The sequence below is a fragment of the Allohoeflea poritis genome (assembly GCF_027889715.1).
In the GTDB taxonomy this organism is placed as follows: domain Bacteria; phylum Pseudomonadota; class Alphaproteobacteria; order Rhizobiales; family Rhizobiaceae; genus Hoeflea_A; species Hoeflea_A poritis.
In genome coordinates, this window is the sequence record NZ_JAPJZH010000015.1 from 1 (window position 1) to 14,979 (window position 14,979).

At 61.5% G+C, this 14,979-nt stretch carries 13 protein-coding genes; 5 read left to right on the forward strand and 8 right to left on the reverse strand.

The annotated features are described in order from the left end of the window. Positions 1–297: 297 nt before the first annotated feature. From pyrG to tpiA, 3 genes are all read right to left on the reverse strand, one after another. A complete protein-coding gene (pyrG, locus tag OOZ53_RS20185; protein WP_271091533.1) occupies positions 298–1,926 on the reverse strand; it encodes a CTP synthase in 1,629 nt (542 codons plus the stop codon). Between the two features lie 174 nt (positions 1,927–2,100). Next, on the reverse strand, positions 2,101–2,496 hold the full coding sequence (secG, locus tag OOZ53_RS20190; RefSeq protein WP_271091534.1) for a preprotein translocase subunit SecG: 396 nt from the start codon (positions 2,494–2,496) through the stop codon (positions 2,101–2,103). A gap of 123 nt (positions 2,497–2,619) precedes the next feature. After that, on the reverse strand, positions 2,620–3,378 hold the full coding sequence (tpiA, locus tag OOZ53_RS20195) for a triose-phosphate isomerase (protein ID WP_271091535.1): 759 nt from the start codon (positions 3,376–3,378) through the stop codon (positions 2,620–2,622). Positions 3,379–3,596: 218 nt separating this feature from the next. Between tpiA and OOZ53_RS20200 the strand changes: the two genes are divergently transcribed. Genes OOZ53_RS20200 through OOZ53_RS20220 form a run of 5 tightly spaced genes read left to right on the forward strand, consistent with a single transcriptional unit; the run spans position 3,597 to position 9,069 of the window. Continuing rightward, positions 3,597–5,489: a peptidylprolyl isomerase gene (locus OOZ53_RS20200; RefSeq protein WP_271091536.1), complete on the forward strand. Its 1,893-nt coding sequence runs from the start codon at positions 3,597–3,599 to the stop codon at positions 5,487–5,489. A 12-nt stretch (positions 5,490–5,501) separates the two neighbouring features. Then, the gene (gene trpD / locus OOZ53_RS20205) at positions 5,502–6,533 is read left to right on the forward strand and encodes an anthranilate phosphoribosyltransferase (RefSeq protein ID WP_271091537.1); all 1,032 of its coding nucleotides are present in this window, start codon (positions 5,502–5,504) and stop codon (positions 6,531–6,533) included. Continuing rightward, positions 6,530–7,327, forward strand: coding sequence for an indole-3-glycerol phosphate synthase TrpC (trpC, locus tag OOZ53_RS20210; protein ID WP_271091538.1), 798 nt, complete (start codon positions 6,530–6,532; stop codon positions 7,325–7,327). Before trpD ends, trpC begins: the two co-directional genes overlap by 4 nt. A gap of 9 nt (positions 7,328–7,336) precedes the next feature. After that, complete coding sequence (gene moaC / locus OOZ53_RS20215) at positions 7,337–7,834, forward strand: cyclic pyranopterin monophosphate synthase MoaC (protein ID WP_271091539.1); 498 nt, start codon at positions 7,337–7,339, stop codon at positions 7,832–7,834. After that, the gene (locus OOZ53_RS20220; protein ID WP_271091540.1) at positions 7,834–9,069 is read left to right on the forward strand and encodes a molybdopterin molybdotransferase MoeA; all 1,236 of its coding nucleotides are present in this window, start codon (positions 7,834–7,836) and stop codon (positions 9,067–9,069) included. The genes moaC and OOZ53_RS20220 overlap by 1 nt, the downstream gene beginning before the upstream one ends. Here the strand turns inward: OOZ53_RS20220 and OOZ53_RS20225 are convergent. The 5 genes from OOZ53_RS20225 to OOZ53_RS20245 all read right to left on the reverse strand — a co-directional run bounded on the left by OOZ53_RS20225 (position 9,053) and on the right by OOZ53_RS20245 (position 14,951). Then, the gene (locus OOZ53_RS20225; protein WP_271091541.1) at positions 9,053–9,994 is read right to left on the reverse strand and encodes an ABC transporter permease; all 942 of its coding nucleotides are present in this window, start codon (positions 9,992–9,994) and stop codon (positions 9,053–9,055) included. The genes OOZ53_RS20220 and OOZ53_RS20225 overlap by 17 nt on opposite strands. Then, complete coding sequence (locus tag OOZ53_RS20230) at positions 9,994–11,067, reverse strand: ABC transporter permease (protein WP_271091542.1); 1,074 nt, start codon at positions 11,065–11,067, stop codon at positions 9,994–9,996. The genes OOZ53_RS20225 and OOZ53_RS20230 overlap by 1 nt, the downstream gene beginning before the upstream one ends. Next, entirely contained in the window at positions 11,064–12,581 is a 1,518-nt protein-coding gene (locus tag OOZ53_RS20235) for an ABC transporter ATP-binding protein (RefSeq protein WP_271091543.1), read from the reverse strand. Before OOZ53_RS20235 ends, OOZ53_RS20230 begins: the two co-directional genes overlap by 4 nt. 65 nt (positions 12,582–12,646) lie before the next feature. Beyond that, positions 12,647–13,639: a BMP family protein gene (locus OOZ53_RS20240; RefSeq protein ID WP_425499197.1), complete on the reverse strand. Its 993-nt coding sequence runs from the start codon at positions 13,637–13,639 to the stop codon at positions 12,647–12,649. 124 nt (positions 13,640–13,763) lie between these two features. Beyond that, positions 13,764–14,951 (reverse strand): MFS transporter, encoded by a 1,188-nt coding sequence (locus OOZ53_RS20245; RefSeq protein ID WP_271091544.1) that lies wholly within the window; start codon positions 14,949–14,951, stop codon positions 13,764–13,766. Between the last annotated feature and the right edge of the window lie 28 nt (positions 14,952–14,979).

The window sequence follows — 14,979 nt, forward strand, 5'->3', positions numbered from 1 at the left end:
CCTGTTGCTCTCGGCAACAATGCCAGCATTGCGCTGCATTATGATATAGAGGCGCGAGAAGACTACGTCGATCAAACCGCCTTCGTAAAGTTCGGGAGAAAACTCTGAGGCCCAATTTCAGAATCCGTTCAGATAATGGCACACTGAAACAAGATCATTGGGTCGTTGCTGCACATGCGGCATTTGAGGATTGAGCGTCGTGCGTCGCCGGGCAAAGTATAGCAGTCAAAGCTGCCCGATTCGTATCCCGCGTCGGCCGAAACTTAAAGCGGTCCCGAGCGAAAACGGGTCGGTTCTCTACACCAGGCGCGACTGCTCCAGCGCGGCCTCGATAAAGGATGCGAAAAGCGGGTGCGGATCGAGTGGCCGGGACTTCAGCTCCGGATGGTACTGGACGCCGACAAACCAGGGATGATCCGTATATTCGATGGTCTCGGGCAGGACACCGTCCGGCGACATGCCGGAAAAGACCAGGCCGTGTTCCTCGAGCGAATCCACATATTCGTGGTTGACTTCATAACGGTGGCGGTGCCGCTCCGATATCTCGGTTGAGCCGTAGATATCGGCGATGCGCGTTCCCTCTTTCAAATGCGCCTTGTAGGCGCCGAGCCGCATCGTCCCGCCAAGATCGCCGGATTTCGACCGCTTCTCCAGCATGTTGCCCTTGAGCCACTCGGTCATCAGCCCGACGACCGGCTCGGATGTTTCGCCGAATTCGGTGGATGACGCGCTGCTCAACCCTGCCAGGGACCGGGCCGCTTCGACGACCGCCATCTGCATCCCGAAGCAGATGCCGAAATAGGGCACCTTGCGCTCACGTGCGAAACGGGCGGCGAGGATCTTTCCCTCCGCGCCGCGCTCTCCGAAACCGCCGGGAACCAGGATACCGTGCACCTTTTCAAGCCACGGGGCCGGCTCCTCCTTCTCGAAGATTTCAGACTCGATCCATTCGAGCTTCACCTTCACATGATTGGCGATGCCGCCGTGATGCAGAGCCTCGATCAGCGATTTGTAGGCGTCCTTGAGCCCCGTATATTTGCCGACGATGGCAATGGCCACCTCGCCTTCCGGCGTACGGATCCGTTCGGCGACCTCTTCCCACCGTTCCATACGCGGCGCCGGCGCCGGATCGATGCCGAAGGCGGCCAGCACCTCATCGTCCAGGCCTTCCCGGTGATAGGAGATCGGCACATCGTAGATATTGTCGACGTCGAGCGCTTGGATGACCGCCGAAGAGCGCACATTGCAAAAGAGCGACAATTTGCGCCGCTCTTCCTCCGGGATGGACCGGTCGGCCCGTACCAGAAGGATATCGGGTGCGATACCGATCGACTGGAGCTCCTTGACCGAGTGCTGCGTCGGCTTCGTCTTGAGTTCGCCGGCGGCAGGAATCCAGGGCATCAGCGTCAGGTGGATATAGATAGCATTGCCGCGCGGCAGGTCATTGCCCAACTGCCGGATCGCCTCCAGAAACGGCATGGCCTCGATGTCGCCCACCGTGCCGCCGATTTCGCACAGTACGAAATCGTAGTCGTCATTGCCGTCCAGGACGAAGTCCTTGATTTCATTGGTGACGTGCGGAATGACCTGAACGGTCGCGCCCAGATAGTCGCCGCGGCGTTCCTTGTCGATAATGTTCTTGTAGATGCGCCCGGTCGTGATGTTGTCCGCCTGTACGGCGGACCGGCCGGTAAAACGTTCATAGTGCCCCAGGTCAAGGTCGGTCTCGGCGCCGTCATCGGTAACGAACACCTCCCCGTGCTGATAGGGGCTCATCGTTCCGGGATCGACATTGAGATACGGATCGAGCTTTCGAATACGTACGCTGTAACCGCGCGCCTGCAAGAGCGCGCCGAGTGCGGCGGCTGCAATGCCCTTGCCCAAGGATGAAACCACGCCGCCAGTGATGAAGACATATCGCGCCATGGGCTTATTCCGTTACCGCGTTGTGACCGATTCCACCAGCCCCAAATCGATAGGCCGGTGTGTTTTTGACAAATTTTTGCACAGGCAAATCAATCGACGGGGCGTAAGCCTGCCATGCACAGCAAAAACCGGCGGCGCTGGTTCGCCGCCGGCTATCTTGTTCCGGGCTTTGTGTTACTGGCTCGTCGGGACCTGGGTATCACCCTCACCTGACGTCGCCGGCTGCGGGATATCGGCCGAACCGCTGTCGTCCGACGATGCGGGTGAGCCGCCGATCTGGTCTAGAACCGACTGACCGCCGCTTGGCGATGTCTGTTCAATGCGGTCGAGAATATCCGTCGGGCTCGATTCGTAACGGGCATAGATCCCGAGCGCGATGGATGTTGCGAAGAAAGCGGCCGCGAGAATGCCCGTTGTGCGCGTCAACGCATCGGCCGCGCCGCGCGCCGACATGAGACCGCCTGAACCGCCGCCGATGCCAAGCGCCCCGCCCTCGGAGCGTTGCAGCAATACGACGCCGACCAGGGCGACCACGATCATGAGATGGATAACGATCAAAACCGTTTGCATGGATTACTGTTCCTGCCGTTCACGGCGAAATGGAAAATTCGCGGCTGTGTACACGAGGCTGGAACGCATTCCAACCCCCATCGCCATATCGCGCGCCCGCAGGCGTGACGATTTGGCGGCGCGTTACCGATATGCCTCACAAATGGCGAGGAAGTCGTCCGCTTTCAAGCTCGCGCCGCCGACCAGCGCGCCATCGACATTGTTGACACTCATCAACTCACCCGCATTGGCCGGCTTGACGGATCCGCCATAAAGCAGCCGCATGCCCGCGCCATCGCTTCCGAAACGGTCTTCCAGTTCCCGCCGCATGAAGGCATGCGCATCCTCCACATCCTGGGCGGTGGGCGTTACGCCAGTGCCGATCGCCCATACGGGCTCGTAAGCGATCACGGTATTTTGAGCGCTTGAGGCATCCGGTACGGATGCGTCGAGCTGTTTCTTCAGGACATCAAGCGTCTCTCCGGCATCACGCTCACCCTTCGTCTCTCCGATACACACAATGGCAATCAGGCCTTCCGCATGCACCGCTTCGGCCTTTTTCCGGACGATAGCGCTGCTTTCTCCATGATCGGTTCTGCGCTCGGAATGTCCGACGATGATATGCGTGGCGTTGGCATCGGCCAACATGGAGGCTGAAATATCTCCGGTATGCGCTCCCGAGGCCGCCCAGTGACAGTCCTGCCCGCCGATGCTCAGTCCGGTGTCCTGAACGGCTGCGGCGGCTAGGTAAACAAGCGTCGACGGCGGGCAGATCAGGGCATCGATCTTCTCGCTCAGCGCCGTATCGATCCCGCCCGCAATCGCGGCAATCTCACGCAGGGAATCCCGGTCGCCGTTCATCTTCCAGTTGCCCGCAACGAGCGGTCTGATACCAGGTGTCATCGAATTTTCCTTCCAGGTCCGTCGGACAATCTGACAGGGACCTACCAAATCCGCGCGATAAATCAATCGGCGCAACCAATGGCTCATCAAAAAGAGTTGCTCGGCGGGCGGTAACGCTCTGTGCCGTTCGGCCTTGCGGCGTCCGCAATCGATGCGTAAAACACGGCAAATACGGGAATTGGTCGAACAGACCTGTTGATGTTTTCTAGGGAGAATTCATGCTCGACGCTCTTCGCAACAGTGCAAGATCCTGGGTCGTAAAGATATTCCTCATGATCCTGGTCCTGTCCTTCGGTGTCTGGGGGATCAGCGGCACAATCTTTCAGGGGGTCGGCAGCTCCGTCGTCACCGTCGGCGATACCAATGTGACGCCCAGCGATTTCCGTCTCGCCTATGATCGCCAGATATCGATGCTGTCGCGTCAGTTCGGGCAAAGACTGACACGCGAGCAGGCCCGCGCCATGGGCATCGAGAACCAGGTTCTGATCCAGGTCGCGATGAACGCCGCGCTGGACGAGCAGTCGCGCCACATGAATCTGGGACTTTCCGAAGACCGGCTGGCATCGCTGATCGCCGACGACCCTGCCTTTCAGGGTGTCGACGGCCGCTTCGACCGCACCACATTCGCCGCGCTGCTGCGCAACGCGAACATGACCGAGGAGGATTATATCCTCAGCCAGCAGAACGCTGCCGTCCGCACCCAGATCATCGAAGCGATATCGGACGGCTATGAAGCGCCGGCGACCCTGCTGAAAGCCGTGCATCAGTTCGACAATGAGGCGCGGACGCTGGACTATGTCGTCCTCGACCGTGACGCCATCGACCCCGTCGCCGATCCGGCGGACGATGTTTTGAAGGCCTATTTCGAGGAACGCAAATCGACATACAGGGCGCCCGAATACCGCAAGATCGCCTATGTCACTTTGCGGGCCAGCGACATCACCGACCCCTCGACGATCAGCGGGGAGTCCGTGCGGGCCGATTACGAGGCACGTATCGACCGGTACCGGACCCCGGAAACGAGAACCGTCGAACAACTGAGTTTCACCGACGAGACGGCCGCCAAGGCCGCCGCCGACAAAATTGCCGGCGGAGCAAGTTTCGAGGAGATCGTTGCGGCCGAGGGCAAAACCATGAGCGATGTGGCGCTCGGAACATTTGCGCGTGACACCATGCCAGATCCGTCTATCACCGAGGCCGCCTTTGCCATCGCCGCGGAAGGCGGAACGAGCGGTGTGGTCAACGGCGCCTTCGGCCCGGTCATCCTTCGCGCCAGCAAGATCACCCCCGAAACCACGGCAAGTCTTGATGAGGTCGGCGACGAAATCCGCAACGAGCTTGCGCTCGTGGAAGCCGAAGCCATTCTCTTCGACGTGCATGACGCCTATGAAGACGCGCGCGCCGGCGGCGAAACGCTCGAGGAAGCAGCGCGGAAACAGAAGCTCACGCCCGTCATTGTGGAAGCGGTCGACCGTTCGGCACGCACGCCCGACGGCACCATCCTGCGCACTCTTCCCGAGTCGCAGGATCTTCTGGCCGAGGCGTTCGACACCGATATAGGCCTCGAATCCGCACCGTTGAACCTGAACGGCGAGGGTTTCCTCTGGTTCGAGGTTCAGGACATCATACCGTCCCGCGACCGCGAATTCGACGAAGTTCGCGACTGGGTTCTGGAAGACTGGAGACGTCAGCAGGAATCAGAGGCGCTTGGTGTATTGGCGAGCGCACTGCAGAAACGCGTCGAAGACGGCGAGGAACTGACCGCCGTCGCCGCCGACCAGGGTCTGGTCACGCAAACCAAGTATGACCTGAAGCGCCGCGACGAGGATGCCGTCATCGGCTCTTCGGCGGTCAATGCTGCTTTTTCCGGACCGGACGGCCTAGTTGCCGTCGCCGATGATGCCAGCGGCACCGCGAAGATCCTGCTGCGGGTGTCGCAGGTAACGTCACCCCTGGCATCAAGCGGATCGGGACTGGCGCCTGGCGTGGAAACATCCCTGTCCCAGCGCATGGGCGATGACATGCTCACCCAGGCAATCGGATTGATGCAGGAGGAATTCGGTGTTTCGTACAATCCGAATGTCGCCGATCTCGCTTTGTCAGAGTATTAGAGCGAACAGGCAATGTCCGAACTCAAAGACTACATAGCGATCGCGGCGAGCGGGCAGCACCTGACGCGGCAACAGGCCGAGGAAGCCTTCGGCATCATGATGTCGGGCGAAGCCACGGCTGCGCAGATCGGCGGATTTCTCATGGCGCTGCGCGTGCGCGGCGAGAGCGTTGCCGAGATCACCGGCGCGGTCGCGACCATGCGCGACAAGATGCTGCGCGTCGAGGCGCCGGATCACGCAGTCGACATCGTAGGCACGGGTGGCGACGCCTCGGGATCGTACAATGTATCGACCTGCGCTGCGCTGGTCGCAGCAGGCGCCGGCCTGACTGTGGCCAAGCACGGAAACCGCGCCCTGACGTCGAAATCGGGCGCGGCGGACACGCTTGTGGCTCTCGGCATTCACATCGATCTTGATCCCGGCGGCATCGAGGCCTGTATCCGCGATGCCGGCATCGGCTTCATGTTCGCGCCCGGCCATCATTCGGCAATGCGCCATGTGGGCTCTGCCCGGGTGGAACTGGGAACACGCACCATCTTCAATCTGCTCGGTCCGCTCTCCAATCCGGCAAGCGTCAAGAAGCAGCTTCTCGGTGTGTTCGATCCGAGATGGTCGGAACCGATTGCCGAAGTGCTGAGGGATCTTGGATCGGAAACCGTCTGGGTCGTTCATGGCGACGGCCTCGATGAGATGACCACGACCGGTGTCACGCAGATCGTCGCGCTCGAAAACGGCGAGATTCGCAAGTTCGAAATCGCGCCCGACGCTTTCGGCCTGCAAGCCGTGACCATCGACAAGCTGAAGGGCGGCGATGCGCAGCACAATGCGGCCGCGCTCCTGGATGTACTTCACGGCACAAAGGGCCCCTATCGCGATATCGTACTTCTGAACACCGCGGCATCGCTGGTCATTGGCGGCGTCGCGGAAGATATCTCGGAAGGCATCGCGAAGGCCGAAGAAGCAATCGACAAAGGTGCAGCGAAAGCGGCGCTCGACGCGCTGGTAAAGACCTCCCAGGCGCACGCCAAAGAACCCGACGAATGACCGATATCCTCAAGAAGATCGAGACATACAAGCGCGAAGAGATCGCCGCCGCGAAAAGCGCCGCGCCTCTGGCCGAGATCAAGGACCGCATCGCAGACGTCGAACCGCCCCGCGGTTTTCTGAATGCGCTGGAGCAAAAAAGCAGAACGGGCAATTACGGTCTGATTGCTGAAATCAAGAAGGCCAGCCCGTCCAAAGGACTGATCCGCGCCGATTTCGACCCACCGTCTCTGGCCCGCGCCTATGAGGTCGGCGGCGCTACCTGCCTATCGGTCCTGACGGACAGCCCGTCCTTTCAGGGCGCTCCGGAATTCCTGACCGACGCCCGGGGCGAGACCCACCTGCCGGCGCTGCGCAAGGATTTCATGTTCGAGCCCTATCAGGTGTTCGAGGCACGCTCCTGGGGAGCCGACGCCATTTTGATCATCATGGCATCGTTGAGCGATGATGACGCGCGGGCGATTGAAGACGCGGCGTTCGAACTTGGCATGGACGCGCTGATCGAAGTGCATGACGAGGCGGAAGTGGAACGGGCCCTGCGCCTGAATTCGCGCCTGCTCGGCGTCAACAACCGCAACCTGCGCACATTCGAGGTCAGCCTCGAGACGAGCGAGAGACTGGCCGGCTTGGTACCGGATGACCGGCTGCTTGTCGGCGAAAGCGGCATATTCACCCACGAGGACTGCAAGCGGCTCGCGAAGTCCGGCATCACCTCCTTCCTCGTCGGCGAAAGCCTGATGCGCCAGGACGATGTCGCGACGGCGACCCGCATGCTTCTGACTGGTAAAGACTAAGGCTCCGAGATGTCCAGTGACAGCAAACTGACCCATATCGGCGAAGACGGTGCCGCCAACATGGTCGATGTCGGCGGCAAGGCCGACACGGAACGTGTTGCCGTGGCGGAAGGATTCGTCAAAATGGCGCCGCAGACGCTGACGCTGATCCGCGACGGCGATGCGAAGAAAGGCGACGTCATCGGTGTTGCGCGGCTGGCCGGCATTATGGGCGCCAAGCGGACCTCCGACCTCATCCCGCTTTGCCACCCGCTCATGCTCTCAAAGGTCTCGGTCGACATTTCCGAAGAACCGGATCTGCCCGGCCTGCGTGTCGAGGTCATGGCAAAGCTGTCCGGCAAGACCGGTGTCGAGATGGAGGCGCTGACGGCCGTTTCCGTTGCCTGCCTGACCATCTATGACATGGCAAAGGCGGCCGACAAGGCGATGGAAATCACAGGCATCCGGCTCGTATCCAAGACCGGCGGCAAATCCGGCGCATGGCAGCGCGACGGGGACACGGCCTGATGTCGCTGCTTCCCGTCGACGAAGCGCGAACACGTATTCTGGCGGATGTCGAACCCATCGGCGATACGGAACAGGTGCCGCTGGCAACGGCCATCGGCCGGCGTCTTGCGCAGGATGTGACGGCCATCCGCTCACAGCCCCCCTTCCCCGCCTCGGCCATGGATGGATATGCGGTCCGTTCTGCCGACACGGATACGCCGCCGCGCGATCTGGAGGTCATCGGCGAAGCGCCGGCCGGCCACGGCTTTCCGGGCAAGATCGGTCCGGGTCAGGCGGTGCGCATCTTCACCGGCGCGCCGGTGCCCGAAGGTGCCGATGCCATCGTCATCCAGGAGGACACCGAGCGCCCCGACAACCGCACCGTCAAAGTCGGCATCACGGTTCCAGGCGGAAATTATGTCCGCCCCGAAGGATTGGATTTTGCACGCGGCGACGTCGTGCTTCGCGCCGGCCAGTTGCTCGACGCCGGCCGCATCACCGTCGCCGCCGCGATGAACTTTCCGCAATTGCCGGTCAAGCGGCAGCCCCATGTCGCCATCCTCGCCACGGGAGACGAACTCGTGGCGCCGGGCGGTGAGCCGGGCATGGACCAGATCATCGCCTCGAACGGATTCGGCGTCCGGTCCATTGTTGAAGCGGATGGCGCAACTGTCACCGATCTCGGTATCGCCGAGGACCGGCAGGAGGTGATCGAAACCGCCATTGAACGCGCGATCGCCGAAAAGGCGGATATACTGGTGACGCTCGGCGGCGCCTCCGTCGGCAAACACGACCTAGTGCAGTCGGCATTGGTCGCACGGGGCATGGCGCTGGATTTCTGGCGCATCGCCATGCGGCCGGGCAAACCCCTGATGTACGGAAAACTCGGCGCGCTGCACGTGCTCGGCCTGCCCGGTAATCCGGTCTCCAGCCTGGTGTGCAGCCACCTCTTCCTGCGCCCGCTGATCGCCCGCCTGTCGGGCAGCAGCGAGGTGGACCCGCACCGTGACGCAGTGCTTGGCCGCGATATCGCCGCGAACGACCGAAGACAGGATTACCTTCGCGCCAAGCTCGAAAAATTGGCGGATGGAACGCTCGTCGCGACGCCCTTCGACAAGCAGGATTCCTCGATGACCCGAATATTCGCCGAATCCGACTGCCTCGTCATCCGCGCCCCTCACGCGCAAGGCGCAAAGGCCGGGGACACGTGCCGCATTTACCTGCTGCGGGAGCCGGCGCTCAGCGCTGCCCCTTGAACCAGGGCTGCAACAGGGCGCGTGGATAGTCCGCGCCGCGCGCGGCGATCACCAGAGCGATGATCGACAGGATGTAAGGCATCATCAGGAATACCTGCGACGGCACCAGCGCGCCGACTTCCGTCTGCAGGCGCACCTGGAGCGCATCGAACGCACCGAAAAGCAACGCGCCGATAAGGGCCTTGCCGGGCCGCCAGCTCGCGAAGATCACAAGGGCGATGCAGATCCAGCCGCGACCATTGATCATTCCGAAGAAAAAGGCGTCGAAGGCGGACATGGTCAAAAACGCACCACCCAGCGCCATGAGCGCCGAACCGGCCACGATGGCGCCGATCCGCAACCCGTAAACCGAAAGGCCCTGTGCATCGACACTGCTCGGATTGTCGCCGACAGCTTTGATCGCAACACCCAGCGGCGTCCGGTTGAGCACATACCACACGACAGCCACCATCAGCAGCGCCAACCATGTCAGCGCCGTCTGCTGGAACAATACCGGCCCGACGAAAGGCAGATCCGACAGAATCGGGACGTCGAGCGGCCGGAACGGCTCGATCCGCGGCGGCGACGAGACGTTGGGCAATGCCGTCCGATAGGTAAAATAGCTCACCGACGTGGCGAAGAGCGTCACGCCCAGCCCCGAAACGTGCTGGGACAATCCGAGCGGCACGGTCAGCAGCGCATGGATGAAGCCGAAGAACCCGCCGGCCAGCGCGGCCACGAGCACGCCGCCCCAGAGCCCTGCCCCCAGCCAGACCGCCATCCAGCCGGACATCGCGCCGGCAACGAAGATGCCCTCGATGCCGAGGTTGAGAACGCCGGCCCGCTCGCAGATCAGGGCGCCCAGAACGCCGAAGATCAGCGGCGTCGCGATACGCAGGCTCGCCGCCCAGAAGGATTCGGTGAACACGATCTGGAGAATATCCATCAGGCGCCTCCCGCCGAAACGCGTGTCCGCACGATCCGGAATCGCGCAAAGAATCCACCGACGAGAACGCAAAGCAGGGACATCGAAACCACCAGATCCGCCAGATAGGACGAAACGCCCATGGCACGGCTCATACTGTCCGCACCGACAAAGACCGACGCGATGAACAACGCCGACAGCACGACACCGGCCGGTGACAAACCGGCCAGCATCGCCACAACAATGCCCGTATAGCCAAACCCGGGCGACAGATCCGCGGTCAGATAGCCTTTCAGCCCGGCAACCTCGCTGACGCCCGCGAGACCCGCGAGCGCGCCGGAGACGATCGCAACGCTGAACAGCAGACGGTTGACCCCGATCCCCGCATGCCTGGCTGCCGACGCATTCTCGCCGACCGCCCTCAGCCTGAAACCCCATACGGATCGCACCAGCATGAACTGCGCGATGACCGCGGCGACAATCGCCAGCACCAGACCCGAATGCACCCGCATCCTGTCAATCAGCGTCGGCAGCATGCCCTGATCGAGGATCGGCGGGCTCTGCGGCCAACCGAGCCCCATCGGATCCTTTATCGGACCTTCCAGCATCATCTGCAGGAAAATCAGAATGATGAAATTCAGCAGCAGCGTGGTCACAACTTCGTCGGCGCCGAACCGCGTTCTCAAAAATGTGGGCAGCGCCATTCCCGCCGCGCCGGCGGCGGCGCCGCAAAGGATGATCAGCGGCAACAGGAAAATTCCCGGAATATCGAAAAGCCCCGTGCCGACGGCAATGGCCGCCATGGCGCCGAGATAAAGCTGGCCCTCAGCGCCGATATTCCAGAGCCTGGCGCGAAAGGCGACGGCCGCCGCCAGCCCGGTGAATATCAGCGGGGTGGCGCGCGTCAGCATTTCCGAGAAAGCGAAGATCGAGCCGAAGACACCGCTGAACATCTCCCCGTAGGCCGTCACGACATTGGCACCCGCCGATGCCAGCGGAATAGCTGCCAGCGCCAGTGCGACAACGGCGGAAAGAACGGGAACGCCGTATCTCAGGAGAGGACCGCTGTCCTGGCGTGGCTCAATGCGTATCATGCCATTTCCCCCGCCATCATCAGGCCGATGGATTCCCGGTCCCGCGACGGCGCGGTGCCGAGCTTCCCGTCATGAATCACCAATATGCGGTCGGCAAGACCAAGCACTTCATCGAGATCCTCAGAGATCAGGATGATGCCCGCACCCCGCGCCCGCGCTTCCAGCAGCCTGCGGGCGACTTCGGCCGCTGCTCCCATATCGAGACCACGTGTCGGCTGGTTCGCAAGTATGAGGCTCGGCATTTGCTCGAACACACGGGCAAGGATCAGCTTCTGAATATTGCCGCCGGAAAGCAGCCTTGCCGGCGCCTGGACACCCGGCCCACGCACATCGTAAGCTTCTGTCAGGCGTTCGGCATTGCGCACGATCGCCTCGCGTCGAAGCAGGCCGTTTTTCTGGACCTCTTCATCGTCCAGCCGTTCGATCACCATGTTTTCCGCGACGCTCATCGAGCCGACAATGCCATCGTGGTGGCGGTCCTCCGGGATACGCCCGACCCCGGCCCCGATCATTGCTGTGGGGCTGAAGTCATGCAACGTTTTGCCACCAATCTCGATCGTGCCCGATTGCGGTTGCACGGTTCCGGAGATAACGCCGGCAAGCGCCGCCTGACCGTTGCCGGAAACCCCGGCAATACCGACAATTTCGTTACCGCACACATCGAGTTCCGGTATCTCCAGCGTGTCGCGCTCGGAGCGCCCCGGAACGCGGATATCCCGCAGTGAAAGAACGGGCGCGCCGGGCTCCATGGCGCTGCGCTCAGTCCGCTCTGTGTCGGCACCGACCATCATGCGTGCAATTGTGCGTTCATCGGCATCGGCCGTGGCGATCTCGCCGACATTGGCGCCGTGGCGCAGAACCGCGATCCGGTGCGAGAACGCCAGCACTTCACGCAGCTTGTGCGAAATGAAGATCACCGACAGCCCGTCCCGCGCCATCGCTCCGATATTTTCGAAAAGCGTGTCGGCCTCCTGCGGCGTCAGCACCGCGGTCGGCTCGTCCAGCACCAGAATACGCACATCGCGGTACAGTGCTTTCAGGATCTCCACGCGCTGGCGTTCTCCGACAGACAGCCGCCCGACGGGAACATCGAGCGGCGCGCTGAGCCCGCTGCGCGTCATGATAGTCTGGATCTTTTCCGCGGCTGCACGCCGGTTGCGGTGAAGCGCCCGCAGATTTTCCGAGCCCATGACGATGTTGTCGAGTGCATTGAGGTTCTCGGCCAGTGTGAAGTGCTGGTGCACCATTCCGACACCGGCTGCGATCGCCGCCTGCGGGTGGCCAAGCGGCAAGGCACGCAAGGCGCCGCTCTCATCGGCCACCTCGACACTGCCCTCATCCGGCAGATAGTGACCGAACAGCATGTTCATCAGGGTCGTCTTGCCGGCGCCGTTTTCGCCGAGCAGAGCCAGGACCTCGCCCTTGTTAAGGGTCAGGCTGACATCGTTGTTGGCGACAACCGAACCGAAGCGCTTGCTCAGCCCGTTCAGCGACAGGACCTTGTCGGAAGCCATGATTGACTAATTCTGCAAGAGATAAAGAAACGGGCCGCGCATGGTGCACGGCCCGAGGGTCTGTTCTAGTTGTCGGAAACCGGCCGCGCGTCATTGACGTTGACGCGGAAGAGCCCATCCATGATCTCGGCTTCCTTTTCCCGCGTTGCGGTCACGACCTCCGCCGGAACCAGCGCCTCGTCAAGAACGAGCGAGCCGCCGCCATAGCCCATGAAGCTGAACTGGCCGTAGTCGGCGGCCTCGAAGTTGCCGGACTTCACATTGGCGATGGCCTTGTCGATGGTCGGCTCCATGTGCCACAGCGCCGAGGCCAGGATCGTACCGGGATAATCGCCTGAAGTATCGATGACGTTTCCGACCGCCTTGACGCCGCGCTCGACGGCGGCGTCCGAGACGCCGAAGCGCTCGGCATACATGATGTCCGCCCCGGCATCCATCATGGCGAATGCGCTTTCCTTGGCCTTCGGTGGGTCATACCAGCTATCGATGAAGTTGACGATGAACTTGACGTCCGGGTTGACCGCGCGCGCGCCGTCCATAAAGGCATTCATCAGACGGTTCACCTCCGGGATGGCATAGCCGCCGACCATCCCGATCACGTTCGATTCCGTCGCCGAGCCGGCGATCATCCCCGAAAGATAGGACGGCTCGTGAATCCAGTTGTCGAACACCGCGAAATTCGGTGCCACCGGACCGAAAGACGATCCCATCAGGAATGCGGTATCCGGGTAGTCCTTGGCGACTTTCCGCGCCGCCCGCTCGAGGCCGAAGACCTCGCCGACGATCAGGTCCTGACCCTGCTCGGCATATTCGCGCATCACGCGCTCATAGTCCGTATTGGCGACATTTTCCGAAAAGACATATTCGATATCACCGCGTTCGGCGGCCGCGTTAAGCGCCTTGTGGATGCGGCTGATCCATTGCTGTTCCACGGGCAAAGTGTAAATTGCCGCGACCTTCACGTCCTGGGCGGCCGCAATTCCCGTGCCGAAAACCATACCCAGGAACCCCGCGATAAGCAGAAGTCCCCTGCGCGTTACACCAAGTGCTGATTTCATTTTGTTTCCTCCCTGCCATGAAAAGAGTTTCATAATTTTATCAAAAAGTCAAAAATTTGAAATTCGTTACAGCAAGAAAACTCTGGACAATAATTCAGTCAAGCCGAGATGGATTTCGGTGCGATCAACCAGTGGTTTGCGGCTGTTCCAGACGACGCCAGCGCCCCAGCAGATAATGAACTGAAATCCCAAGAACATAGCAAAGCATGATCGTCATGATCATGCCGTCATAGCCGAGGGAAACCAGGATGGCGAGCGTGACCGGCGTGCCGCAAGTGTTGCCGAGATTGCCCGTTTGCGCCATGGCGCCATTGGCCATGGCCTGTGTCTGCGGGGTCCGGTTTAACTGCGGAACCGCGGCGAAGCTGGCGCCCTGAACAAGTCCGAGCGCGCCGAACAGCAAGATGCAAAGCCAGGCATTACCGGGGTCAAGCCACAATGCGGCTGCGACGCCCAGTGCAATCGCAAAACCGGCGATTACGACATTGACTGCGCTGGTGAAACGCAACATCGCCATGCCGGCCGTCATCGAACTGACGATACTTGCGAGCGGCATGGACGCTGCAACGAAAGTCCTGTTTTCAGCGGAAACCGTGTCCGGCAACAGGGTCAGAAGCGAAACGAAGCTGAACGTGTAGAAAAGCCAGCCCAGCGCAGGCGCCGCCATATGCGGCGACCGGTAGATCGCCCCGTGCTGCTTGAGGATGTGGACGATACCGGGCATCGTCCGCTCGGCGTCCGCCGGCAAAACCGTCGGCAGCCAAAAATAGAGCAGGATGGCGACAATCGACGTCACGGTCGCATGGGCGATAAACATCACGTGCAGCCCGTGCGCCGAGACCAGCGGAATACCGAGCCAGGCGACCACGGAAAAGGCCACGCCGAAAAATGTGCCCCAAAGTGTCAGCGTATACGGACGATGCCGTTCGGCGCTGATCTGCGCGATCAGTGTCGGGGCCGCGACGACGATGATGAGATGGGATATGCCTTCAACGAAACGGCTGATCATCATCAGGCCGAACGGCGGCAACGTGGCCTGGTATGCCGAAACGGCGGCACCGAGAACCAACGCCCACAGGAGCAACCGCCGAAAGCCCAGGCGGGCGATGACCATTCCGGCCGAGGTCCCGAGCACTATGCCAATGAAGCTGATGATGGAAACCAGAAAACCGACTTCCGCGCCGGCCCCCGGATAATGTTCCTGAACGGTCGGAAATACGACGGCCATCTTTGCAAACTGCGCCGCCGCGCAAAGCCCGGCCGCCCAGAGCAGGATAACCAGTCCGAATCGCGTACCGTCTTGCCCGTTCATGGGTGAGCGTTTACCGCGAATACGCTGA